General features: G+C 39.2%; 23 protein-coding genes and 4 tRNA genes. 19 read left to right on the top strand and 8 right to left on the bottom strand.

The window, feature by feature from the left end; genetic code table 11:
- Window positions 1-31 precede the first annotated feature (31 nt).
- The 6 genes from OXPF_RS18005 to OXPF_RS17975 all read left to right on the top strand — a co-directional run bounded on the left by OXPF_RS18005 (window position 32) and on the right by OXPF_RS17975 (window position 6,107).
- On the top strand, window positions 32-607 hold the full coding sequence (locus tag OXPF_RS18005; RefSeq protein ID WP_054876607.1) for a class I SAM-dependent methyltransferase: 576 nt from the start codon (window positions 32-34) through the stop codon (window positions 605-607).
- Window positions 608-630: 23 nt separating this feature from the next.
- The gene (locus OXPF_RS18000; RefSeq protein ID WP_054876606.1) at window positions 631-1,821 is read left to right on the top strand and encodes an alpha/beta fold hydrolase; all 1,191 of its coding nucleotides are present in this window, start codon (window positions 631-633) and stop codon (window positions 1,819-1,821) included.
- Between the two features lie 37 nt (window positions 1,822-1,858).
- Window positions 1,859-2,236, top strand: a complete 378-nt coding sequence (locus tag OXPF_RS17995) for a hypothetical protein (protein WP_054876605.1) — start codon at window positions 1,859-1,861, stop codon at window positions 2,234-2,236.
- 73 nt (window positions 2,237-2,309) lie between these two features.
- Window positions 2,310-3,122, top strand: a complete 813-nt coding sequence (locus tag OXPF_RS17990; protein ID WP_152967799.1) for a hypothetical protein — start codon at window positions 2,310-2,312, stop codon at window positions 3,120-3,122.
- A gap of 297 nt (window positions 3,123-3,419) precedes the next feature.
- On the top strand, window positions 3,420-5,144 hold the full coding sequence (locus tag OXPF_RS17980) for a methyl-accepting chemotaxis protein (protein WP_054876602.1): 1,725 nt from the start codon (window positions 3,420-3,422) through the stop codon (window positions 5,142-5,144).
- Window positions 5,145-5,525: 381 nt separating this feature from the next.
- Window positions 5,526-6,107 carry a hypothetical protein gene (locus OXPF_RS17975; RefSeq protein WP_054876601.1) on the top strand — a complete coding sequence of 194 codons (582 nt, stop codon included), beginning with the start codon at window positions 5,526-5,528 and terminating at the stop codon, window positions 6,105-6,107.
- A 49-nt stretch (window positions 6,108-6,156) separates the two neighbouring features.
- Here the strand turns inward: OXPF_RS17975 and OXPF_RS17970 are convergent, their stop codons facing one another.
- Window positions 6,157-6,984 carry a CPBP family intramembrane glutamic endopeptidase gene (locus OXPF_RS17970; protein WP_054876600.1) on the bottom strand — a complete coding sequence of 276 codons (828 nt, stop codon included), beginning with the start codon at window positions 6,982-6,984 and terminating at the stop codon, window positions 6,157-6,159.
- A gap of 205 nt (window positions 6,985-7,189) precedes the next feature.
- Between OXPF_RS17970 and OXPF_RS17965 the strand changes: the two genes are divergently transcribed.
- On the top strand, window positions 7,190-9,031 hold the full coding sequence (locus tag OXPF_RS17965; protein WP_054876599.1) for a DUF5667 domain-containing protein: 1,842 nt from the start codon (window positions 7,190-7,192) through the stop codon (window positions 9,029-9,031).
- A 75-nt stretch (window positions 9,032-9,106) separates the two neighbouring features.
- Here OXPF_RS17965 and pgsA read toward each other — a convergent pair whose 3' ends face one another.
- The gene (gene pgsA, locus OXPF_RS17960; RefSeq protein ID WP_054876598.1) at window positions 9,107-9,625 is read right to left on the bottom strand and encodes a CDP-diacylglycerol--glycerol-3-phosphate 3-phosphatidyltransferase; all 519 of its coding nucleotides are present in this window, start codon (window positions 9,623-9,625) and stop codon (window positions 9,107-9,109) included.
- A gap of 483 nt (window positions 9,626-10,108) precedes the next feature.
- Here pgsA and OXPF_RS17955 point away from each other — a divergent pair, with 483 nt between their 5' ends.
- From OXPF_RS17955 to OXPF_RS17930, 6 genes are all read left to right on the top strand, one after another.
- Window positions 10,109-11,497 carry an NAD(P)/FAD-dependent oxidoreductase gene (locus OXPF_RS17955; protein ID WP_054876597.1) on the top strand — a complete coding sequence of 463 codons (1,389 nt, stop codon included), beginning with the start codon at window positions 10,109-10,111 and terminating at the stop codon, window positions 11,495-11,497.
- Between the two features lie 26 nt (window positions 11,498-11,523).
- Complete coding sequence (locus OXPF_RS17950) at window positions 11,524-12,795, top strand: adenylosuccinate synthase (protein ID WP_054876596.1); 1,272 nt, start codon at window positions 11,524-11,526, stop codon at window positions 12,793-12,795.
- A gap of 181 nt (window positions 12,796-12,976) precedes the next feature.
- Window positions 12,977-13,051, top strand: a tRNA-Glu gene (locus OXPF_RS17945).
- A gap of 5 nt (window positions 13,052-13,056) precedes the next feature.
- Window positions 13,057-13,132 (top strand) — tRNA-Val (locus OXPF_RS17940).
- Between the two features lie 5 nt (window positions 13,133-13,137).
- Window positions 13,138-13,214 (top strand) — tRNA-Asp (locus OXPF_RS17935).
- A 6-nt stretch (window positions 13,215-13,220) separates the two neighbouring features.
- A tRNA-Thr gene (locus OXPF_RS17930) sits at window positions 13,221-13,296 on the top strand.
- A 35-nt stretch (window positions 13,297-13,331) separates the two neighbouring features.
- On the opposite strand, the gene OXPF_RS17925 is transcribed toward OXPF_RS17930, so the two are convergent.
- Together OXPF_RS17925 and OXPF_RS17920 are read right to left on the bottom strand one after the other, a co-directional pair.
- Window positions 13,332-14,339, bottom strand: coding sequence for an ATP-binding protein (locus OXPF_RS17925; protein WP_054876595.1), 1,008 nt, complete (start codon window positions 14,337-14,339; stop codon window positions 13,332-13,334).
- Window positions 14,332-15,426, bottom strand: coding sequence for a DnaD domain protein (locus tag OXPF_RS17920; RefSeq protein WP_160317263.1), 1,095 nt, complete (start codon window positions 15,424-15,426; stop codon window positions 14,332-14,334). The genes OXPF_RS17925 and OXPF_RS17920 overlap by 8 nt, the downstream gene beginning before the upstream one ends.
- A gap of 251 nt (window positions 15,427-15,677) precedes the next feature.
- Between OXPF_RS17920 and OXPF_RS17915 the strand changes: the two genes are divergently transcribed.
- Entirely contained in the window at window positions 15,678-16,892 is a 1,215-nt protein-coding gene (locus OXPF_RS17915) for a M23 family metallopeptidase (RefSeq protein WP_054876593.1), read from the top strand.
- A 23-nt stretch (window positions 16,893-16,915) separates the two neighbouring features.
- On the opposite strand, the gene OXPF_RS17910 is transcribed toward OXPF_RS17915, so the two are convergent.
- Both OXPF_RS17910 and OXPF_RS17905 read right to left on the bottom strand, forming a co-directional pair.
- Complete coding sequence (locus tag OXPF_RS17910; protein WP_054876592.1) at window positions 16,916-18,130, bottom strand: S8 family peptidase; 1,215 nt, start codon at window positions 18,128-18,130, stop codon at window positions 16,916-16,918.
- A gap of 75 nt (window positions 18,131-18,205) precedes the next feature.
- Entirely contained in the window at window positions 18,206-19,108 is a 903-nt protein-coding gene (locus OXPF_RS17905) for a selenium metabolism-associated LysR family transcriptional regulator (RefSeq protein WP_054876591.1), read from the bottom strand.
- Between the two features lie 261 nt (window positions 19,109-19,369).
- Here OXPF_RS17905 and OXPF_RS17900 point away from each other — a divergent pair, with 261 nt between their 5' ends.
- Window positions 19,370-20,644, top strand: a complete 1,275-nt coding sequence (locus OXPF_RS17900) for a UDP-N-acetylglucosamine 1-carboxyvinyltransferase (RefSeq protein ID WP_054876709.1) — start codon at window positions 19,370-19,372, stop codon at window positions 20,642-20,644.
- A 21-nt stretch (window positions 20,645-20,665) separates the two neighbouring features.
- On the opposite strand, the gene OXPF_RS17895 is transcribed toward OXPF_RS17900, so the two are convergent.
- Window positions 20,666-21,214 (bottom strand): Fe-S-containing hydro-lyase, encoded by a 549-nt coding sequence (locus tag OXPF_RS17895; RefSeq protein WP_054876590.1) that lies wholly within the window; start codon window positions 21,212-21,214, stop codon window positions 20,666-20,668.
- Between the two features lie 11 nt (window positions 21,215-21,225).
- A complete protein-coding gene (locus tag OXPF_RS17890; RefSeq protein ID WP_054876589.1) occupies window positions 21,226-22,068 on the bottom strand; it encodes a fumarate hydratase in 843 nt (280 codons plus the stop codon).
- A 183-nt stretch (window positions 22,069-22,251) separates the two neighbouring features.
- On the opposite strand from OXPF_RS17890, the gene OXPF_RS17885 reads away from it, so the two are divergent.
- The 4 genes from OXPF_RS17885 to OXPF_RS17870 all read left to right on the top strand — a co-directional run bounded on the left by OXPF_RS17885 (window position 22,252) and on the right by OXPF_RS17870 (window position 25,230).
- A complete protein-coding gene (locus OXPF_RS17885; protein WP_054876588.1) occupies window positions 22,252-23,040 on the top strand; it encodes an MBL fold metallo-hydrolase in 789 nt (262 codons plus the stop codon).
- 32 nt (window positions 23,041-23,072) lie between these two features.
- Window positions 23,073-23,624 carry a GerMN domain-containing protein gene (locus OXPF_RS17880; protein ID WP_054876587.1) on the top strand — a complete coding sequence of 184 codons (552 nt, stop codon included), beginning with the start codon at window positions 23,073-23,075 and terminating at the stop codon, window positions 23,622-23,624.
- A 25-nt stretch (window positions 23,625-23,649) separates the two neighbouring features.
- The gene (gene rlmH, locus OXPF_RS17875) at window positions 23,650-24,129 is read left to right on the top strand and encodes a 23S rRNA (pseudouridine(1915)-N(3))-methyltransferase RlmH (protein ID WP_054876586.1); all 480 of its coding nucleotides are present in this window, start codon (window positions 23,650-23,652) and stop codon (window positions 24,127-24,129) included.
- A gap of 441 nt (window positions 24,130-24,570) precedes the next feature.
- Window positions 24,571-25,230: a site-2 protease family protein gene (locus OXPF_RS17870; protein WP_083480029.1), complete on the top strand. Its 660-nt coding sequence runs from the start codon at window positions 24,571-24,573 to the stop codon at window positions 25,228-25,230.
- Window positions 25,231-25,285: the final 55 nt, after the last annotated feature.

Raw genomic sequence — 25,285 nt, 5'->3', positions numbered from 1 at the left:
CAGCTTATTTTTTTAAAGGAGTGTGGATATTATGGCGGCGCCAAATTCTCAATTGAGGGAACCTCATCTTTGTGAAATATTTATGACATGGCTGGTCTTTCGTGTTTTTGGAAGAAGCGTTTACAGGGACTTTGCCGGAAGCCTGCCTCTCACCGGCAAGGAAACCGTTCTGGATTTCGGCTGCGGAATGGGAACGGTAGCTTATTTTGTGGCAGAGAGATTACCGGAGGTGAAGCTGACCTGCGTGGACATATCGGAAAGATGGCTGGTTGCTTGTAAAAGGACCCTCAAAAACTATCAAAATGTGTCCTTTTTGCGAGGGGATATTGCCCTTTTGCCGCTTACAGACTTAAGTTTCGATATTATCTACAGCCATTTTGTTTTGCATGACATAGAGGATAGTGAGCTTAAAAGAGTTGTGCCGGTACTTGCAAGGCTCATGAAAGAAAAGGGAAAGTTCATCTTCCGGGAGCCTATGAAGGACATGGAAAAAATACGCTTTATTCAAAGTCTCATGGAGGGCAGCAACCTTTGTAGGGAGAGCAGCCGTATTACCGACATTCCGGCCATGGGCAACGCCCTAGAAAACGTATATAAAAAGGTTTAAGAGAGTTTAAGGAGGATAATAAAATGTTACAGATAATGATTTTTGCAGGGCTTATGTTTATTAATATGGCAGCTGGGATTTTCACATTGGTGCTGGGAATGCTTGGTTTAAAAAACCTCATAAGTAGAACACCAAACAACAGGTTGGTTAACCGCCTGAAAAATTCCGCCGTTTTTTTTATGATTTTATCGTTTGTAAGTCTTGGATTTGTATTTTATACGCAGTTTGCCGCAGGTACTCCTGCAATAAGAGACGAAAAGGGAAGCATCATTAAGGACAGCATTGCAGAAATGAGGAGGATAGAAATTAACGGCAGAAAACAATGGATCAGCATAAGGGGCCATAATAAAAATAACCCGGTGATATTATTTTTAGCCGGAGGCCCCGGCGGAACCCAGATGGCTGCGGTACGGCACGATCTTAAGGAGCTTGAGAAGTACTTTGTTGTGGTAAACTGGGACCAGCCCGGCTCGGGGAAGTCCTATTACGCGGAAAAAGTTTCTGATATCACCCCAAAGACGTATATCGAGGATGGATATGTACTGACGAATTACCTTAGGGAAACCTTTGAACAGCAAAAGATTTTCCTTGTAGGCGAGTCATGGGGCAGTGCCCTTGGTATTTTCCTGATTGACCGCTATCCCAACGCCTATCATGCATTTGTAGGAACGGGGCAGATGGTTGATTTCAAAGAGACGGAACGCATAGATTACCAGAAGGCCATGGAGCTCGCCAAAGCGGCAAAGGATACGGATATTATAAGGAAGCTGGAGCAAAACGGCATACCGCCTTATTACGGAGATGATGTAACCTGGAAAAGCGCTGTTTATATCAACTATCTGAGCGCATATATGTCTTCCGATACCAGGATTCACAACGCAGGCTACAATACCTTCCGGGATATTTTTTCCAGCGAATACGGGTTGATTGATAAGATGAACTATATCAGGGGAATTATAAAAACCTTCAATCATGTGTACCAGCAGCTATACGGCATTGATTTGAGAAAAGACTATGTAAGCTTAAAGGTCCCGGTCTACTTCTTTGAAGGAAGGTATGATATAAACGCCCCCCTGTCACTGGTGGAAGAGTATGTAAATACAATTGATGCCCCTGCAAAGCAAATCGTCTGGTTCGAACATTCAGGCCATAATCCCTGGATAAATGAAAGCGGCAAATTTGTGGAGGAGCTAAAAAAGCTCCTGCCCCGCTGATACCGGCTGCATAACTATCTTATAAGGAGTGTGGGGTATGAAAAGACAAAGTATTTTTACAGTTATACTTTTGTTTGTACTTGCCCTGCACCTTACTGTCTGCGGTAAGGTACAGGGTGTGATAACTGAAGAAGGGGACGAAAATGCGTATTCCATCGAGTTCAGTAAACTGAATACGGAAAAAACACATGAACTTTTGCCGGGGAAAAACTATAAGCTTCAGGTGGAGATAACCCATAAAGGAGGCAATATTAAGCTGGCCATTGAAGGAGAGAAAGGGTATAGGGCTTATACAGGCAACAACCTTACATCATGTATTTTCACGGTAGGAGTTCCTGAATCCGGAAAATACACCGTTACTGTTGGGGGAGAGAATGCCGGCGGAAAGGTAAGAGTATTTGCCATATGTGAATAAAAAGATAATTAAAGGAACAATATATATCAAATTCCCGTCAATAAATAAAAAAAAGATTACAGGAGATATGATTATGAAAAGAATATTAGCTTTATTGATATGTATGATGATGTTTATATCAACTGCGGGATGTGATAAGAAGGGAATGACAGGGGATACCGTAACATTTACAGGTATCATAGAAGAAATTTATGACAATTCCATATTGGTGTCCGTAGTTGAAGATGTGGAATTTGACAAGGCAAGAGTGCAATTTGCATCTGATTTGAAGATTCCCTTTAATTTGATTGTAGGGCAGCAGGTAAAAATAACTATACTCCCCGAAATAAGAGAAAGCTATCCCGTGCAGGTAACGGCTGTGGCTATCGAACTTGATGCGGAGCCTGCCGCACCTGACCCTGCGAAGGCTGATTACAGCGTATCCTTTTACAGGGCTGACAGCTACAAGGATAACGGGTTTGACTTTATAGCATCCAAGGCAAATAACTCAGGATCTTTGGCAATAAGCAGCAGAAAGCATATTCCGGTGATATCCGTGGAAGACAAAGCTTCCCTGGAAGAGTTCGTGAAGGGAGCAAGGGAATATTTTCAGGTAGATACTGCATATGGTGATTCTGAGGCTTTTGCAGGTATCCTTGATAAATATGATGATGAATACTTTGAAAAAAACTACCTGCTCATCCTTTATACACAGGAGCCCAGCGGTTCCATACGCCATAAAATAAAGGATACCTCAATTGACGGAGATACTCTGACCGTTATTGTTGAAGCCATAGTCCCCGAAATGGGTACTGCTGATATGGCAGACTGGTTTATGGTATTGGAGTTTAATAAGGAAGAAATAAAAGGCTGCGAAAAATTCGATGCCTATTATGAATCCAAATAATATTTATAATATTTTTCTATTTATATTCAGCGGGCTGTCAGCCCGTTTATTTTTATTGCTTGTAAGCTTGGACCTTTGTTCCGGAGGAAGCTTTAGGAGCTTGAAAAAAATAATTATAGCAATCTGCTGTATATATCATTTTATAGAAGAAACGATGATGAAGTTTAACAAAATATAATAAATTTAACCAAAAGTTAAATTATATTTGAAATTATGCTAATACTGAGAAGGAATGAAGGCTATTGTGTCGAATATAGAGTTAGAAATTGTCAAAAGTTCTAAAGAGGTGTATGAGATATGTTGAATAATGTAAAAATTAGATCGAAGCTATTGCTGCTTTCTGTTCCTTTGATGGTTATGATTATAGCAGTAGGTGCTATCGGATACTATTTTAATTCCAAGGCAAACGCCCAGGTGGGGGAGATGTATTCCAAAAGACTTGTACCTATATCATGGCTCACGGATATGGAAATCCATGTAAGAGCAAATGAGGCCAGCCTTCTAAAAATAATTACATACAACAATACATCGAATATGGTTGATTTAAATGATGTTTCTGAAGACATAAGCTCTAGGCAATCAAAAATGGAGAGTCTCATAGCCCAGTATCAGTGGGTGGCACAGACCGATTCGGAAAAAGAAATCTTAGAAAGAATAAAGTCGTTTTCATCAATAAACAAGCAAAACTTAGAGAGAATTATAAATCTGGTCAAAAATAATGAATTAGATCAGGCAAAATCCCTTTTTAACTCCTATATACCCATTGCAGAATCCTTTTATCAGGACATATTCAGCTTGAATCAATACTATGTCAATGATGCCGGCAGTGTCTACCATCAGAATGAAACCGACAACAAGGCATCCAGCATGAGCATGCTCATAGTAATTGCGGCGGCTTTGATATTTGCAATAATAGTTACCTTCATTATGTACAAAGCCATAGTACCATCATTGGTTAACATGATAAACTACTGCGGTGTTTTAGCAAAAGGAGACTTCAGCAATAAGATACCAGCCAAGTTCACAAAGTTCAAAGATGAGACCGGGAGGCTTACTGCGGCGGTTTATACAATGCAAAATTCCATAAAGGATATGATAATTGCCGTAAAAGAAAGCTCTGTAAATATCGACGGACAATCTGAGAACCTTTCCGCCATATCCCAGCAGATGTCATCATCGGCGGAAAACATAACCCTTGCAATACAGGATATTGCAAAGGGTACAGGCTCACAGGCATCGGATTTGGTAAATGTAGTTGAAATATTAAACGGATTCGGCGCAAAGCTGGATAATATAGTCAAGCTTATTATAGATGTAGACAGCAATTCAAAAGGTATCAACACCATGGCAAACGAAAGCAATGACAACATGAGAAGCTTATCAAGCTCCGTTAAACAGATGAACGGTACCTTCAAAGTATTCATGGAAAAGATATCGGGACTTGGACAAAGTGTAACTCAGATCAACGAGATTACAAACCTTATTAACAGTATCGCAGAGCAGACAAACCTTTTGGCATTAAATGCATCCATAGAAGCTGCCCGTGCCGGAGAAGCAGGAAGGGGCTTTGCCGTAGTAGCCGATGAAATAAGAAAATTAGCAGAACAGGTTAAAAAGTCTTCAGATAATATCAACCATTTGATTGGTGATATATCCAAGGATACAAAGCAGATGATAAAAACCACGGAAATCATGGATGAGGAGTTAGACAGCCAGATATCGGTAATAGATGTGGCAATGAATTCTTTTGAAAGAATAATACATGCGGTAGGCGCCATTGTACCTAAGATAGCAAATATAAATAACCTGGCTGAAAACATAAATAAAGAGAAAAATACAATATTGGAAGGTGTAGAAGGAGTATCTGCAATTGCAGAGGAAGTATCGGCATCCTCGGAAGAAATAGCCGCGTCCTCACAGGAGATGAGCGCGTCTACCCAGGAGGTAGCATCAGCGGCACAATCCTTAAGCGGCCTGACCAAGGACATGATGGAACAGGTAAATAAATTCAAATTAAAATAAAAATCCGTTATCATATATGGCAATCAAAGATTGTCAGTAGGTTCCGGGAACCTTGTTAATAAGACGAGGGTTAAAAGCCCTCGAAATTGTGCCATTGAATATAGCTTTGTTATATTCAATGGCATTCTTCATTTTTGGGACTTTTATTTAAATTCCCATGAAAGTAATTGTGTTTTATTTAACAAATTACATTATTATCCATGTATAATAAACCGGAGAAAAACGCTAAAAAACCAAGCTAATTTAAAGTTTTCTTAACAAAGTAATAAAATATTACAATATATAGAGCTTTTTCTTGGTACAAAATATATTAAGTGCATGCTATAATATTAAAGTATTTAACAATACATATTTAAAAAAGGAAGTTTAGGAGGAATTGTCATGAAATTTAAGTCAATTGTATTAACTGTTACTTTAGCAGCAACTTTACTTGCGGGTTGCGGATCAAAACCCGCGGAAAACAAGCCTGCTGAAACAACTCCATCACCAACTCAGGCAGCAGAACCTACAAAAACAGCAGACGTTGTAACAACTGCTTCAATAGTGGACAACGCAGATGCATTCGTAAAGGCAATCAGCAAAGATGGTACCTGGATAATTGCTACTCTTAATGATTTAAAAATTGACCAGGAACTAGTTTTAGACGGAGAATTCAAAAACGGTAAAAAAGACGCTAACGGAAACGATGCTATTCAACGTAAAATCGGTCTTTACACTCAGGATGATGACCACAACGTAACAGCAAGATTCACTTTAACAGCTCCAAAATTAACAATCAACAGCCCGGAAGCTAGAATTCAGAGCGGTACATTCGTCGGAGATGTTTATGTAGCAGCTAAGAACTTCCAGTTAGTAGATGCTAAAATAGAAGGAAACCTTTACTTTACAACTGAAGAAGCACAGTCAACATTCAAAATGGATGACAAGAGCTCAGTTACAGGCGTAAAAGAATTAAAGAAATAAGAAATAAATGATATAAAAAAATCAGCACCTTTAAGGAGGTGCTGATTTTTTATATGACAGAATTATTTTTTTTAAGGCCTTTATATATTCGATAGGCAAAGATAGAAGTGATGCTGCCTAAAACTAAAAGTAAAACAATACTTGCTATCAAGGACTCCTTTGAAGAGTTGGCCTGAACATTTGCCAGGCTCTGGCCCGCCTCTTCAAGGTTTTTTGAAGTAAGGTGCAATAGAGTCATCTGGGATGCATTTATGGCAAAATGGGAAGTAATTGAAGCAAATATTGAATTTGCAGCATCCACGAGATAAACAAAAATGAAACCTAATACAAAGGCATATAGTCCCTGCTGAATATTAAGATGAAGCACGGCAAACAAAAGGCCGTTAATGCATGCAGCAATCCACAACTTTTTTCCCCTGTAGCCTGACAGTACAATGCCTCTCATACAAAACTCTTCAAAGAGGGCGGGAAAAAGGGCTGTCAGCATCAGTAAAAAGGGAAAAGATACGCTGCTGTTTATTTCAGCCGTAAAATTTACAAGATAATTGGGGAAGAAAAGGCTTCCTAAGCCCGAAATACCCATAATAAGAGGCTGTATTAAAAATGTTATGGCAAGTACCCTTAATATATCGGGCAGGCTCATAAGTTCCAGACGCAAGGTTTTTCTTACCGGATCTTTTGTTATTAAAAAATATACTATTACGGGAAGCAAAAGAAAACCAAACTGGGATATGAGTAGCGAGGATACTATATCAAGGTTAAAATTTAAATAATGGCCTAAGAGTGCTATCAATATACTTCCGAATATATGAATCGGCACTAATAAAATTGCGAAAAAAGTAGCTTTAAAAGTGGCGGATGTGTTTAACTTGCTCAATAAAATCCCTTCTTTCTGCAGGTTATTAAAATTGCATATATCCATTTTAAACTATTATATGCATTTAAACAATTTTGCATTTTTCTTTTGATGCCCCTCCAAAACCAGATGCTTGTCCGAATAAGTACAAAGAGCAGCACAAGTAAGCAGTTTTTTATAGGATATCCTGTAATAATACTTAAGACACAATTATTTGGAGGTAAAAATGAAGAGAAAATTATCGCTACTATTAACGGCAGTCTTTTTGTCAACATCGGTATTTAATGGAGCATCAGCAGCAGAAAGCGGTACTTTAAAGGCTGCCGCAGGCATAACTCCGGATAGCATGATATATCCGGTGGAGAGGGCTGCGGAAGATATACATTTAGCTTTGATTAGTGACTTAGTTAAAGAAGCGCAGCTTCTTACAGGCATTGCAGGAGAAAGACTTGCAGAAGCTCAGGTAATGATAGAAAAAGGCAATGCAGAAAAGGCAGAGCAAGTGACAAAGGATTATATAGAAACAATGAACAAGATAAACCAAACAGTTCAGACAGCAGTAGATGAAGCAAGCCAGGAAGATGCGGCACAGGCTGAGGCAGCTGAAAAAACAGGAACAGAAGTTGCTGCAGCAAACACTGCAGAGACTGATGACACTGCTTCACAAAATACCTCAGCAGATAATGGAGCAGCCGAGAATACTTCGGCTGGCAGCACGGCAGCAGAAACTACTGCAGCTTCTGACGTAACAACAGCTAAGGCAGAAACTCCGACAGTTACCCCTGCTGAGGATAAAAATGAAACGCTTAATGAAATACTGGATGCAATCCTTGAAAAGAACATAGAGCTTCAGAAGAACAGCATTGACGTTTTGGCATCGGTTTTAGAAAAGCTTCCCGAAAACGCAAAGACAGAAATCACAATGATTCTTGTAAAGCAATCAATACAGACTGAAGCCGTAAAGGAATTCGTCGCTAAGAAAAAAGAATACATCGAAGCTAAAAAGGAAGTGGCAGAATCATTATTGAACTTGAGTCAGGCTTCAAAGTCCGGTGATGAGGCTTTGGTTGAAGCAGCACAGCTATCCTATGAAGCAGCTACGATAACCCTGGGGAACTCCTTGATTGCAAAGAATGAGTCATGGAATGCAAAGAAGGATATCAAAGACAAGATTGAGGCTAAAATCGAAGAAATCAACATTAAAATAACCGATATGGAATCCAGTGAATCAGAAGAGATAACAGCCGATGCTGAAACTCCTGCAGGAGAGGATTCAACGGAGGAAACAGCGAAAAATACTGAAGAATCAGTTGAAGAAGCTGAATTAAAAGCAGAAAATATCAAAGTAATCATAATCAGTTTGCAGGAAGAAGTAAGGAAGAAATTATGCGACCAGCGTAAAGCAGATTATGAAAAATGGATGGCTAAATACAGCAAAGGCAATAAATTATATGAATATCAGAAGGAACAGTTAGGACGGTGGGTGAATCCATATGTTGCCGGTTATATGCCGATGATGCAGATACCGCAGTTCAATCCATACGTATATAACCCATATGCGGCCTCAAACATTGTACAGCCGGATAACACGGATGTGACAGCTGCCGAAGATGATAAAGAAAAAGTAAAAGCTCCCGACCTTAAGGTCGATATAATAGTAAAGGATGAAAAGCTGGCTAAGAAATCAACCGATAAGAAAAATCAGCAGTACGGTAACTGGGTGGCTCCATATAACCCATGGATTACGCCGGCATCAAAGCCTGAATCAAAGACAGAAGATAATAAAAAGTCTAACACTCCTGATTTGGGAGTAAATGTAATAGTAAAAGATGAAAAGTCGGCTAAGAAATCAACTGATAAAAGCAATCAGCAGTACGGAAATTTGGGAACGCAGTACAACCCGTGGGCTGTGCCAACCCCAAAGGCCGAAAATAAGAAGGAAGACGCCAGAGGCAAAGACAGCAAAGCTGACACAGTCTCAGCTCAGAGCAAATCAGTGAAGAATTCCTACGGCCAGCAAGGCTTTGGTTACGGAACGGGAGGCAATGGCAGGAACAGTTGGAAGTAAGATAGTTTAAGAGCTTTGATTAAATAAGTGGGGACACCTCTCCGTCAGGAGAAGTGTCCCTTTCGATTGTCTCTTTTAAGTTTTTTGCCCTGCTTTTTTAAAGCTGAAAAGATATTGATACAGCGCAAAGAGGGCTGCAAACACTGTTATATACATGAATATAAGGCCTAAGGGTCTATTGATAAATTCCAGTGTAAGCACAGAAATGTAAAAAAACACTGTAGCCATTTTGCCGTGGGAGGCTGCCGAAACATAAGTACCTTTTTTCAATAATATAAGGCCGCCTATAACCATAAGTCCCTCTTTTATACCTATTATAAAAGGAACCCAAAAAGGGATAATATCCTTGATAGTAAGGCTTATGAGCACAGTCAAAGCCATCAGCTTATCCGCAAGGGGATCAAGTAAGGTGCCCCATTTTGTCACCATATTGAATTTCCGGGCTATGTATCCGTCCAGTATATCCGTAAAGCCGGCAAATATAAAAATCATGGAAGAAATAAAAGCTGCATTGGGTAAATCAGAAAAAAAGACAAATAAAAAAACGGGAACCAGTATGAAACGCAATGTTGTAAGTAAATTAGGAATATTCATGGTATATTCACCCCGTTATATAACTTCTTAAAAAAATTTTAGCAAAAGGTATATCAAAATACAACTTAATGTTAAAACAGGCATAGTTTAAGATTAGGAAAATTAATCTTTACAGTGTATTAATGCTATAATTCTTATTTGTGATGTTAATATTTTACCCAGTTAATTAAAAAGAAGACATAGTAAATACAGGCATATAAGGTAAAAAACTTGACAATTCAGTGAAATAATTATCAAAATAACCGGGTTTATGTTCAGAAATAAGCGAATATTATTATGACAATATATAATAATATTCGTATTTCGAGTTGACTATGCAATACAGTTCTGCTAATATATATAAGGGCCAGTGTGCTCTTTTTATGGTTTTAGAAGCAGCTTTAATATATGGAGGGAGTTTCTTAAAACTTTGGAAATAATACAGAATGTATGATTTATGAATCATGCAAAACGTAATGCTTCGAAAGGTCTGGAGGTATGGATATGAAATCTGAAATTATAATAGTAGGAGCAGGAGCAAGCGGCGTTTTTTCCGCCTATGAATTGGTTAAGATAAATCCTGAGGCAAAGATTACCGTCATAGAAAAAGGCCATGTACTTGATATGAGAAGGTGCCCCATAGATAATGTGAAGGTAAAATCCTGCATACACTGCAGCGTGTGCAGCATTGTAAACGGTTTTGGAGGAGCCGGCAGTTTATCTGACGGCAAATACAACATAACAAACCATTTTGGCGGAGATTTGCACAAATATGTAGGAGGCAAGGAAGCCTTAGACCTTATGGATTATGTGGATGAAGTTCTTTGCAGCATGGGCGGTGCCGGTGCAAAGCTGTATTCGACGGCCAGCACCGATTTAAAAACCAAGGCTTTAAAATACGACCTGCACTTACTTGACGCCAAGGTAAGGCATTTTGGTACCGACAGGAATGTGATAATCCTTACCAATATGTATAACTATCTTAAAGACAAGGTAAACTTTGTATTTAACTGCGAAGTTTCAGATATAGAGAAAATAGATAATGAGTTTATAGTTAAGACTAAAAATGGCGAATATTATGGCGAGAATTTAATTTTGGCCACCGGCCGTTCAGGTTCAAAGTGGATATCAAAAATTTGCGATAAATTAGGAATAAAGACAGAGAGAAACAGGGTGGACATAGGAGTCCGGGTTGAGCTTCCGGCAGAGGTTTTTGAGCACATAACCCAGGATGTTTATGAAAGCAAAATAGTTTATAGGACAGAAAAATATAACGATCTGGTAAGAACTTTTTGCATGAATCCCCATGGCGTGGTGGTCTCGGAAAATACCAACGGTATTGTAACAGTTAACGGCCACAGCTATTCCGATGAAAGTCTGCATACACAAAACACCAATTTTGCGCTTTTGGTATCCAACAGCTTCACGGAGCCTTTCAAGAACAGCAATGAATATGGTGAATCCATAGCAAAATTAAGCAATATGCTGGGCGGCGGAGTGCTGGTGCAGAGGTTCGGAGATTTGGTCAAGGGCCGCAGAACCAATGATAGAAGGATGGAAAAGAGCTTTACAAAGCCTACTTTAAGTGCTACGCCGGGAGATTTGAGCCTGGTTATACCAAAAAGGCAGCTGGATAATATAATTGAAATGATTTATGCATTGGATAAGATAGCTCCGGGTACGGCAAATGAAGATACATTATTATATGGAGTGGAAGTTAAATTTTATAACTCCAGGGTGGAAGTGGATAACAACTTAGAAACCGACATCAAAGGCTTATATATATTGGGAGACAGTTCGGGAGTGACCCACTCGCTGTCTCAAGCTTCGGCAAGCGGTGTTTATGTAGGCAGGATATTGGCCGACAAGTTAAAAAATAAAATTTTGGGTTAAGATGAAAAAGCAAAGGAGTGGCGCAAATGTCAGGAACAGTAGTTATAGGTGCTCAATGGGGCGATGAAGGAAAGGGAAAAATAACGGATTATCTTGCAGAGCATGCACAGGTGGTTGTAAGATACCAGGGCGGTAATAACGCCGGCCATACGGTGGAAACGGGGGGAAGGCAGTATAAGCTTCACCTTATACCATCGGGAGTATTGTACCCTGAAACTTTAAACATCATAGGAGACGGAGTTATAATAGACCCCCAGGCTCTTTTTGAAGAAATCGAATATCTGGAGAATTTGGGAGTCAAGGTGGATAATCTCTGCATAAGCGACAGGGCTCATATTATAATGCCTTATCACAAGGTATTGGACGGCCTTGCTGAAGAAGGCAGGGGAGATTCAGACATAGGTACCACTAAAAAAGGTATCGGTCCTTGCTATACGGATAAATTCGAAAGAACCGGAATTAGGGTCTGCGACTTTTTAAATAAAGATACCTTCGTCAAGCTGGCAGGGGATAATATAGATTTTAAAAACGCTATTATAACCAAAATATACAATGAAAAGGCATTAAACAAGCAGCAGATAATAGATGAATACCTGATTTTTGCTGACAGAATGAGGCCTTATGTAAAGGATACCACCGATGTCCTTCACAATGAGATTAAAAAGGGCAGCAAGGTATTGTTCGAAGGCGCCCAGGGCACTCTGCTTGATATAGATTACGGAACTTATCCTTACGTTACATCCTCCCACCCAATATCCGGGGGAGTGTGTGTAGGCGCAGGGGTAGGACCTAAGGCCATTGACAAAGTGGTAGGCGTGTGCAAGGCATACACCACAAGGGTAGGAAAGGGTCCCTTTCCAACAGAATTATTCGATGAAATAGGCGACGGAATAAGGGAAAAGGGCAAGGAATACGGCACTACTACAGGAAGAGCAAGGAGATGCGGCTGGCTGGATTTAGTCATATTGAAATATGCAACCAGGCTTTCCAGCATCACAGACATTGCCGTAACTAAAATAGATACCCTTGCAGGACTTAAAAAGATTAAGGTGTGCGTAGGATATGAGCTCGACGGCAAGGTAATTGATTACTTTCCTGCAAGCCTAGAGATACTTGCTAAATGCAAACCGGTATATGAAGAATTCGACGGTTGGGATGAATCCATTGAGAATGCCAGAAGCTATGATGACCTTCCGGAAAATGCAAAGAAGTATTTAAAGAGAATAGAAGAATTTGCAGAGACTAAGATATCGATAGTTTCCGTAGGACCGGGAAGAGACCATACAATAACTGTATAGATATAAGGCGGCCGATGTGCCGCCTTTAATAATATATTATAACCGTAGATTTTCACTGGGTTAAGGGTTTTTATATACCAAAAAGTGCCATAAGAAAAAGTTAATTTAATGTGTTGACAGCAATGATAATTTCTTGTATTATATAAAAGTGCCTTGACGAAGGAAGCAATAAATAAGTCATGGCCCCTTGGTCAAGCGGTTAAGACACCGCCCTTTCACGGCGGTAACAGGGGTTCGAGTCCCCTAGGGGTCACCACATATGGGAGCATAGCTCAGCTGGGAGAGCATCTGCCTTACAAGCAGAGGGTCATAGGTTCGAGCCCTATTGTTCCCACCATATGCGGCCTAGTAGCTCAGTTGGTTAGAGTGCCGGCCTGTCACGCCGGAGGTCGAGGGTTCGAGCCCCTTCTGGGTCGCCAATTATTGCTGGCTTAGCTCAATTGGCAGAGCAGCTGACTTGTAATCAGCAGGTTGAAGGTTCAATTCCTTTAGCCAGCTCCAAATTGTAAATAAAATAAACAGCTCATGTGAGCTGTTTATTTTATTTTTGCCTTCCTTCTCTTAAGTTCCGCAGTCTTGAATCTTATATCCTCTCCGTAAAACTTATATACCGAGAAATGGCCGAAAATTCTTGAGGTTATGCGCTCTGCATATGTATTATATATGTTATCCAGGGAAAAATTCGTGGATATCAAGGTCTTTTTGCCTGATAAAAGCCTTTTGTTTATTATATTGTAAAGCTCCATTTGTGTAAATTCCGTTATGTATTCGGTACCTAAATCATCTATTATAAGTAAATCGCATTCATATATATTGTCTACCTTATCCTTTGCAAGCTCATTGCTAGAGTCAAACATGCCTGTCTTTAATATCTCCATAAGGTTTGAAGCCGTCTGGTACACAACAAGCTTCCCTTTATCGATCAAATCCTTTGCTATGCAGCTTGAAAGAAAAGTTTTGCCAAGGCCTGATTTACCATAAAAAAAGAGATTTTCATCGTTTTTGTCAAAGTCCTGAACGAAGTTTATACAGGCCGCAAATATTCGCTCCATGTTCTTTCTTGGAGTAAGGGGCTCATCCTCAAATCTGTTCTGGGAGTAGTAATCAAATACAAAGGTTTCAAAATTCTCTTTGGGAAGAAGGCTCTTTAAATTTGACTGATCATACAATACATTTATTATCCTCTGCTTCAAGCAGCGGCACTTCTCCGAACCTTTATAGCCAGTATCCTGGCATTCATTACATTCAAAAATCGGTGAATCATAATTCATGGAAAGATTGTTCTGCGACAGTAGCTCCCCTTTTTCCATCTTTAAATCTATGGTTTTTTGCTTTAAATTTTCTAAAAGCACATCAATTGGCGCATCCTTTTTAAAAATGCTCCGGGCAATTTCTATTCCCACCATGGAGAGCTCGTTGTCTATTGCCTGGATGCGGGGGATTTTTTTATAAATATCCTGCTTTCTAAGCTTTGCAGCTTCCTCAGCATAAGCCCTTTTTTTATCGTAATCATTGAATATTTCGGTTATGTATTTATTATTCATCAGGCGTCACCTCTTCTATGCCCAAGAGTTTCTTTTCCAATTCCTTTATATCATATGAGCGCTGATCGTAGCTGTTAAAGGTATTTACAGGAGCTTTGAACTTCATGTTTTTGGACTTCTTCTTGGAATCCGCAGTCTCAACCTCTCTTAAGGTCTTTATTCCCTGCTTTGACCAGTTGGAAAGTATACCGTCTATATAGCTGAAATTAGGCTCATTTATTCTCAATGAGCAAATTTTGCAGGCCTCCAAAACCAGCTCTAGGCTGAAGTTCCAGTTGCTGAACCATTTATCTAAGAATTCTTCCTGGGGCTTCATCAAATCGTGCTCCTTGAGGCCTAAAAAGTCTAAAATCAGGCGGTACTTATTATATTTTTCTTCGTGCTGAGTTATGTATTTTTGGGCGTCTTCAACAGATGCTATATTGGCATCGTGCCAGGCTATGGCCACTTTCTCAAAATACCTGGAATCCACTTTCTTTTTGGATTTGCAGTATTCAATTAAGAGCGTTATCACCTCGGGAGAAAATGAATAATCATCCAGCCAGCTCAAATACATGGAAATTTCCTTGGCAGACATGGTGCGCCCTAAGGACTTTTCAATATTTTGAAACATATCCTTTATTTTTGCATTGTCCATTCTTGAACGTATGTCCTCGGGTGAATAAGTTGCTGCCATACTTACGGATGATTTATTGCTATAGAATACGTCATAAATATTTAAAAACTCAATCTGTAATTCCCCGGAGGATTTTTTGATATTAACCAGGCCCTTTGATTCCCAGTATTCCCAGGCCTTAATTATATCGCTTTCCAAAAGCTCAAGCTTTTGGGATATGAAGTCGCCGGATACCTTATTTCCGTTTATTGCTTCAATAAATCCGCAAAGATACACCTTTACGAAGTTGCCGTCGGCATTTGCCATATATTCATCGATAAAAATATTGGGTATAGGAGTTACCCCTGATTGTCTCATCTGTGCAGTAAATATGTAGTTTGCCATTTTTAAGTACCACGTTCCCTCTCTGATTTTTACAATGCAAAAAGCAATGATTGCAGCAATGTGAAATTGCCTTATATATATATCCAATTGCAATTTTTTTTAAGAACTACATCATTAAAGAAAAAACTTTCTTCATATAATTATAGCAAATTAACAAAGTGGTAACAATAAAAGGTGAATGTTATAAAATCGCTCCCCGTCACTTTTATGCAAATATATGAGTAAAAATAACATAATTTAAAGTCGAACTGGGAGTTAAAAGTAAAAAGGTTTGATTTTTAACAAGCTATAAGGTATATTATTAATGTAACCATGTGATGAAAAAAGGAGGGATGCAAATGATTGATAACAGCACAGAGCATAAAGAAAAAATTCTGGATGTTAAAAGAGCTGTTGCATGTACTCTAGGAGTAGTGTTGATAACTTCATGCGTATATCTTTACAGCCATAATAATGTAGACAAGCCTGTAACATATCTAAGCTCCAATGACGTTATTGTCAATCTTAATACATTACAGGAAATTGAGGAAATAGCAACCTTTTATGCAGTTACTATAAATGGAGAAGAGGTTGGTTATGTAGATAGCGAAGAATCTTATAACGCCGTAGTAGAAGGAATAAAAGCTTACAACAAAGAACAGGAAGAAAGTACGGGTGTAGAGGTTTTAAATATATCCATAAAGGATGAGATAGGCCTAAAGCAGGTTGAAGGTGATAAGTCCAAGGTGATGGATACACAGGCAATGATTGATTTTTTAATTGCCGGAAAAGGCCTTACAATAAAATATGAAGTAAAATCAGGGGACTCCATGTGGAGGATATCCAGAAACAACAATATAAGCATGGATGAAATTGCGGCATTGAACCCGGGGATTGACTTAGAAAAGCTGCAGATAGGACAGACTATAAATCTCGCTGTCAGCGAGCCTTATATAGATATTGAAACCACAGTTAAAGCACAATACGATGAAAAAATACCCTATACTACAAAATACATAGATGATAGCACCCTTTATCGTGGACAAACAGAGGTAAAGGAGGCCGGCAAAAACGGCATCAAGCAAGTGGTTAAAGAGATAACAAAATTAAACGGCAAGGAAGTTGTAAGCAACGTATTAAGCACTGCCGTTATTAAAGAGCCTGCAATTCGCGTCATGTCCAGAGGGACAAAAGCCCTTGTGGGCTCGGGGCAATTTTTATGGCCATTGAATGGTACGTTAACTTCCGGTTTTGGTTCAAGAAGCGGAGGTTACCATAAGGGAATAGATATAGCAGCGCCAATTGGAAGTGGTATTTATGCCTCTGACGGAGGTACGGTAACATTGGCTCAGCGTTATTATGATTACGGGCTGCTTGTAACTATAGATCATGGCAATGGATATACTACATATTATGGTCATTGCAGCAAATTATACGTGAGCAAGGGAGACACCGTGACTAAGGGTCAGAAAATTGCTGCTGTGGGAATGACCGGTTTTACAACAGGGCCCCATGTACACTTTGAAATAAGACAAAACGGAACTGCTAAAAATCCGATGAATTACTTAGACTAAATAAAGGTGCCAATTGGCACCTTTCACTCATTTAAAAGCTTTTTCATATTTATAACTCCATAGCCCTGGGCATTCTTCATATCGTTTATGGTCTGGCAGGAAAGCTTTAATATTCCCTTTAGATCCTTAGAGGTCAGATTAGGAGACTTCTCAAGATAGAGAGCTATGCATCCTGTGGCAACTGCAGCAGAAGCTGAGGTTCCAGTTACAGAGCCATAGGGAATTTCAGGAGAGGGAGGAGAAATTCTCCTGTCCCCTGCGGGTATAAAATTACTGTTTGATGCTAGGGATGTTATTCCAAATCCAGGTGCTGTGATATCAGGCTTGGTATCTCTTTCTTTTTTGCTGCCCCTTCCGGAAAAGTCCGAAATGGACCAGTTTCTGATATTTGAATCCCTGCAATTACAGCAGCCTACAGTTACAGAGGAAGGCTCGATCCCCGGAGTAGTTATGCTGTCGTTTGCCGGGCCTTTGTTTCCGGCTGAAGTTATGACAATTATCCCTGTATCCGAGGCGGCTTTGGCTCCTAAGCACAACGGATCCTCAGTATGGGGTACGATCACATCTGCGCCGAATGGCAGGCATAAAAGCTTTATATTGTACCTTTCCCTGTTTTCTACAACCCATCCCATAGATGATAAAATATCCGAAAAGGAGCCTTCTCCCACGCTGTTGAAGGCTTTTATCATGATCAGGCGGCAGCCCGGTGCTATACCTTTATATTTCCCGTCGGACATGCTTCCGCTGCCTGAAATCAATCCGCACATAAAGGTGCCATGGCCGTTGTCATCATACCATTCATTGATAGAATTTACCATATCTTTAAAATAAGTGACGGCCTTTACAGGCCGGAGGAGGTCTGCATGAGGATATACTCCTGTATCTATGATGGCGGCAGTTACATTTCTGCCAGTTAAATTGTAAGGATTGGAGTTGGTTATACCTACATAATTAATAGTCTTATCCAAAGTCACACGGGCTTTTCTGTCATAGCTTATTGAGAATACCTCGGGAAGTTCGGAGAGCCTATCTATGGTATCCAAGGTGAGCTGGGCTGCTATGGCATTCATAAAACCCAGTTCGTGTTTAATTTTGCCTTTATTTTTTATGAGGCTGGTGATAAATCCTTTAGTAAGGGAAGATTTGAATATGACTATCACAGGCAGAGTCCTCTCTGTCTTTTCCTTTAATTTTAATTTTACTATGGGGTCCAGCTTCTTATGACTGAAGAAAAGCATGTATTATACACTCCTGAACTTTGGGTGGTACTATCATTATATGATTTTAATTTAAAAAGGTTACCCTTTTTTTGCTCAAGAGTTGTATAAGGACAGGGTAAAGGCCTCAAAAGCTTTAGCTTGAGGAGATAAAGTCCGCTTCTCGCATTTTACAAGATAAATCTTTCTTAATAAGGGGAGCTCCTTAATAAAGAAACTCTTTACCATGCCGTAATCAACATATTCCTTTGCCGCATCTTTAGATAATACTGTGACTCCTAAGCCATATTTGACAAGCTGCAGGGCGGTATCTATGCCGTTTACTGTTGATAATACATTTAATTTTGCAATGCTTAACCCGTTATTTTCAAGGGCAGATTCGAATATCTGCCGGGTGGCGGAATTTTTTTCTCTTAAAATGAATTTTTCTGTCAGTATGCTCTTCAATTCTACGCTGTCATCCTTTATCTTGGCATATTTTTCAGTTGCAGGTGTTATAAGTACAAGATTGTCATCTGTAAGCTCGTAATATATAAGGCGGTCATTATCTATGACTTTACCCACTATACCAAGTTCAGCCTCAGAGCGTAAAAGGCTTGATATGACATCATTAGAGCTCATTTCGGAAATTCTGTAATTGACCTGGGGAAATTTTTTTGTGAAGCCTCCCATGATTTCGGGCAGCACGGAGCGGGTGGGGGTGGTGCTGGAGGCAAGAAACAACTCGCCTTCTATTTTTTTATAAAACTCGGCGATGGATTGAAAAGCCTGGTTTCTGGTATTATACATATTTATCGCGTAGTCATAAAAGAGTATGCCTGCGGGAGTCAGCTGAACATCTTTGCCGTATCTGTCAAAAAGCACAACATCAAGCTCGTTCTCTAAGGAATTAATATGAGTGCTTATTGTTGGCTGTGAAAGAAATACGGCCTCAGCAGCCTTGGAAAAACTTCTATATTTTGCCACGTTTATAAATGCCTCAATTTGTTTAAAATCCAAGATATCACTCCTTACTTTTGTTGCAGGGCAATTTTCATGGGAAATGAATCCTTGATTCATTATAACATAGATAATATTAATTTTTCCTATAATATATATTATAGAATTCAATAATAATATTTTTTATACAGATGTTAAAATATGCTATATTATTATTGTAATAAGGCTATTAAAAACATTGATAAAGAGTGATATAATAGTTAACGGGATATTAGGGGAAGTTCAGTTTTTGTTCATATTTTGTGAGGACGGGTGAAAGAATTGGAGAAATTTCTGATAGAAGGCGGAAATCAATTACAGGGAAGAATTGTAATTGGTGGTGCAAAGAACGCTGCGGTAGCACTGCTTCCGGCTGCCATAATGGCTGATGACAGCATTTGCACAATAGACAATTTACCTAATATAAATGATGTAAAAGTTCTTGCCGAAATAATCAAGGAATTAGGCGGCAAGGTGGATGAGAGCGACAACCAGACGTTGTCAATAGATAGCAAAGGTATTACTACATATAAAGCAATATCTGAAAACGTCAAAAAAATGAGGGCATCATACTATCTTCTTGGAGCCATGCTGGGGAAGTTTGGACATGCAGAAGTTATTTACCCCGGAGGCTGCAATATAGGTGTACGGCCTATTGATCAGCATATAAAAGGCTTTCAGGCATTAGGGGCAAAGGTTAAAACTGAGCATGGCATTATCAAGGTATATGCCGACAGGCTTGTAGGCACTTCTATATATCTGGATGTGGTAAGCGTGGGAGCCACCATTAACATAATGCTTGCAGCCTGCAGGGCAGAAGGAACAACGGAGATAGAAAACGCTGCCAAAGAGCCTCATATAGTAGATGTAGCCAATTTTCTAAACAGTATGGGGGCAAATATAAGAGGTGCAGGAACTGATGTAATCAAAATTAAAGGTGTCAGGGAATTAAAAGGATGTACATACAGCGTTATACCTGATCAGATAGAAGCAGGCACTTTCATGATAGCCGCAGCGGCAACAGGCGGCGACGTAACCATAGAAAATGTAATTCCCAAGCACTTAGAGTCCATCACGGCTAAGCTCATGGAAATGGGCGTGGAAGTTTTAGAGGACTTGGATAATATAAGAGTCAGAGGCGTGAAAAAGTCAAGGGGAATAAATTTAAAAACCCTGCCTTATCCCGGATTTCCTACGGATTTGCAGCAGCCCATGACTGCCGTACTTTCAGTTGCTGAAGGAAGAAGTATTGTAACCGAGAGTATATATGAAGCCAGATTCAAGCATGTTGACGAATTAAAACGCATGGGTGCCAATATAAAGGTAGAGGGTAGGGCAGCCATTATAGACGGTATAGACAGATTATCGGGAGCATCGGTAAAAGCCAGCGATTTAAGAGCGGGAGCCGCTCTCATGATAGCCGGCCTTATAGCTGAAGGGAATACCGAAATAAGCGACATAAAGCATATAGACAGAGGATATGAATATATAGAAGAAAAATTAAATTCCCTGGGGGCTAACATAAAAAGAATAAAATCCGAAGGGGAAGAAGATTAAAATTAAGGTAGTGCGGCTGCACTACCTTTTGTATTTCTTTATGCCTTCTACATATAAATTATTGCCCTTTGTATCAATGGCTACAATTGTGGGGAGGTTCTCAACATAAAGCCTGTATATGGCTTCTGTGCCTAAATCCTCAAAGGCCACAACGGAGGATTCCTTAACGCATTTTGCTATGAGTGATCCTGCGCCCCCAACGGCGGCGAGATAAATGGAGCTGTTTTTGATCATTGCATCTACAACTTCCTTTGAGCGAAAGCCCTTCCCTATCATAACCTTTAGTCCCATATCAAGAAGAAGAGGGGTATATTTGTCCACCCTTCCGCTGGTAGTGGGGCCGCAGGGGCCGATTATGTGCCCCGGCTTTGCAGGACAGGGTCCAACGTAATATATGGCCTGATTTTTTAATTCCACAGGAAGGGGTTTGTTCTCTGAAGCAAGTTCATAAAGCCTTTTGTGGGCGGCATCCCTTCCGGTATATATGTAACCTTTTAAGAGTACGCTGTCTCCAATATTAACGGAGGACAAATCATAATCAAAAGGGGAGCTTAATATATGCTGTGCCATTTTAATTCCTCCTATAATATTATTTCTTTGTGCCTTGAGGCATGGCATTGTATATTGACTGCCACCGGCATTCCGGCAATATGAGTGGGGTAGGACAATATACTTACACCAAGGCAGGTAACTCTGCCGCCAAGGCCCTGAGGCCCTATTCCTAAATTGTTTACCTCATTCAATATTTCCTTTTCCAATAAAGCTAGATTGGGATCGGGATTTTCTTCATCCAAATTCCTCAAAAGGGCTTGCTTTGAGAGCAACGCACATTTTTCAAAAGTACCTCCCAATCCTATACCAAGAATTATGGGCGGACATGGATTGGAGCCTGCATTATTTACAGTTTCAAAGACAAAATCTTTAATACCTTTGATTCCGTCCGAGGGCTTTAACATTTTAATTGCACTCATATTTTCGCTTCCAAAGCCCTTCGGGGCAAAGGTAATTTTAAGCTTATCCCCGGGGACAATAGAAGTATGTATGATAGCGGGGGTGTTGTCCATGGTATTTATTCTGTCTATGCCGGATAAGACTACGGATTTTCTCAAATAACCCTTGGTATAGCCCCTTCTTACGCCTTCATTTATCGCATCATAAAGATAGCCGCTGGTAATGTGTATATCCTGTCCCAATTCCAAAAAAAATACTGCCATGCCGGTATCCTGGCAAATGGGAGTGACATCTCTTCTTGAAATTTCTATATTTTCAATGAGCTGGTGCAAAATTCCCAATCCTGAAGGGGATTCTTCCATATCCATGGCTTTTTTCAAAGAATTATATACGTCATCACCTATATTGCAGCAGGCATCTATGCATAGCTTTTCAACTTCACTTGTTATGGTATCTATATGTATTTCCTTCATGATAACCTCCTGTTTAGGTTATATTTTTAAAAATAAAGGCTCTTCTTTCATAGTTTATGTAATTATTATAGTGACTAGCAGCTTAAAATGGAAGTTTTATTAATATATTAGGACTAAAAATCAGGATTTAATTTGTAAAATAGCTTTCTTAATTATATAATAAAAGGTACAGGAGGGGACATAATGTGGTTTTGTTCACTATTCAGCGGCAGCAGCGGAAACTGTCTGTACATAGGTTCCGATAGGACCCACATTTTAATAGATGCAGGCCTTAGCGGAAAGAAAATAGTCAAATCTTTAGGGGAGATAGGGGTATCTCCAAAAGATATACAAGCCTTGCTTATAACCCACGAGCATGTGGACCATACTAAGGGAGCAGGCGTATTGTCAAGAATGTTTAATATACCAATTTATGCTAATACTAATACATGGAAGGAAATGGGCGGTATTATCGGTAAAGTAAAGGAAGAGAACATGAGGGTTATAGATTCGGAAGGGGAATTTGAAATAGGGGATATAAACGTTAAATCCTATAAAACACCTCATGATGCCGTGGATCCCGTTGGATACAGCTTTTTTAAAGATGGAAAAAAGGTAAGCATAGCAACGGATATAGGACATATGAGTACAAACGTATTTAACAACATAAAGAATTCCGACCTTTTGTTGCTGGAATCCAACCATGATACGGAGATGTTGAAATTCGGACCCTACCCTTATATATTAAAGAGACGAATATTAAGTGATATAGGGCATTTATCAAATGATGATGCGGGAGAGTCCATATTAAAGCTTATGGGAAATAAATTCATGACCATAATCTTAGGCCATTTAAGCCAGCAGAATAATTATCCCGAGCTTGCATTAAAGACTGTGCTTTCGGTATTGGAGGACAATAAAGTAAACGCAGACCGTGATTTGAAAATAGATATAGCACATAGAGATACTGTAGGCACGTTCTTTGAAATATAGATTAATATATTAATTTAAAAGAGGTGATCTTAATGAGAAAATTCAGCAATGTAATTGTCATTACATTATGCATTGCAATGGTTTTTTTATTAAGCAGTTGTTCTATGTTTAAAAAAAATACCGAAAAGAAGGAAATGCAGATTAAAAATGCATATCTTCCCAGTGAAAGCAACGTCGATGTGGTGGAGTTTGAGCTTTATTTTGGCAGCCCGGATTTAAAATCCACAAAGGCAGAGACCAGATCGGTTAAAAGAGACGAGCTATTAGGAGCCGTTCTCTTAAATGAATTCATAAAGGGACCGGCTATAAAGAGCTCCCTCAAGCCTCTTTTGCCGGAGGATACAAAGGTTTTAAGCTTCAGCATAAGAGACGGCGTAGGGTATATAAACTTCAGCGGAGATATATTAAATAAGATTGATGTTACAGAAGAGCAGGAGAAAAGCATTGTGGAGGGCATTGTCAAAACTATGTGCCAGCTGTCGGAGATTAAAAAGGTTCAGCTGATGTTTGACAATGAAAAGAAGGATACCTTATCGGGCAGTGTGGATATATCTGGGCCTTTGTCACCCAGCAACTTTAAATGATTTTTAGTTTTAAGAAGGTATTACTTTGAACATCACTATAATTACTGTAGGAAAATTAAAGGAAAAATATTTAAAAGACGGCATAAACGAGTATTCAAAAAGGCTGTCAAGGTTTTGCAGGCTTGATATAATAGAGATAAATGATGAAAAAGCTCCCGATAATTTAAGCCAGAGGGAAGCTTTGCTGGTAAAAAGTAAAGAGGGAGACGCAATAGACAAATATTTAAAGGACAATACATATAAAATTGCTCTTTACATAGAAGGAAAGATGCTGTCGTCGGAGGAATTTGCAAAAACAATTGAAGATCTGAGAATTAAGGGCACAAGCAGCATAGCATTTATTATCGGAGGCTCTCTTGGGCTGTCGGAGGGCATAATAAGTAAATGCGACATGAAGCTGTCCTTTTCCAAAATGACCTTTCCTCATCAATTAATGAGACTTATTTTGTTAGAGCAGATATACAGAGGCTTTAAAATTATTTCCGGGGAAACCTATCATAAATAACTAAGGTTTCGTATGTCAGTTATATCAATGAATATATATGGTCAGCATATGTTTATGAACACAAATAAAATTAATTTTATTTAACAATTTTAAGTTCCCTCAGACTGGTGTTTAGGGAATTTTTTTCTGATATCGCCTTATAAACTTTTATTGACTACAGCACAACTTTAGTCTGTACATACAGTATAGAATTCATAATGTATTACAAGGCTTTGATAAAGCAAAGCTAAAATAAGAATTTATTTTTGAAATCAATAATATTGGAAATATAATTTTAAATTGAAGCATGCTGAATTCTGTCACTGCCTATATAGATTTAATAAGCGGAGTAGCTGATAAAGAATTATATGAAAAGGGAGCCGGAACTGAAAAAGTTAAATATAAAAATGGATAAACAATAATTCCGGTAATAAGCCGGAGGTGATCATCAGGAGGTTTACAATGTTTGATAATGCTTATTTAATGGATAGACTGCTAAGCGGGATACTGACCCTGCCGGCTATACTCATAGGCTTGACCTTTCATGAGTTCGCCCATGCATACTGGGCTAATAAATTCGGGGACCCTACTCCCGAAAGGCAAGGAAGGCTTACATTGAACCCCTTTGCTCATATAGATTTATGGGGGCTTTTAATGTTTTTGTTTGCCGGATTCGGGTGGGCAAAGCCGGTTCAAACAAGTCCCTCCCACTATCAGGGAGATATAAGAAAAAAGGATATCATAGTTTCGGCAGCCGGCCCCTTCGCCAATCTTTTTGTAGCAGTTGTCTTTGCTGCAATGATTTGGTTATTTAACATGATGGTCATAGAAGATGCTTTAAACTCCTTGAATACAAGCATATTATATATAATTTTGTACAGGATAGTATGGATAAACTGTATACTGTTTATCTTTAATCTGATACCCATACCGCCTTTAGACGGGTTTCATATTTTATCCAATCTGCTCCCCTATCATGTTTTCAGGTTTGTTTACACGGCAGAAAAGTACGGATATATTATACTCATGATATTTATACTTTCGCCCTTTTCTGACTTGATAATAGGCAATGGAGCATCGGCAATATATGGAGCAATAATGTCATTGCTTAAGCTGACCTAAAGTATTATAATCTAAATAGTCATATTTAGCCCTTAGTTTTGAGCTAAAGGGCTTT

Source organism: Oxobacter pfennigii (assembly GCF_001317355.1).
GTDB lineage: Bacteria > Bacillota > Clostridia > Clostridiales > Oxobacteraceae > Oxobacter > Oxobacter pfennigii.
The sequence above is the reverse complement of the archived record's forward strand: the minus strand, read 5'-3'. Positions and strand labels throughout refer to the sequence as shown.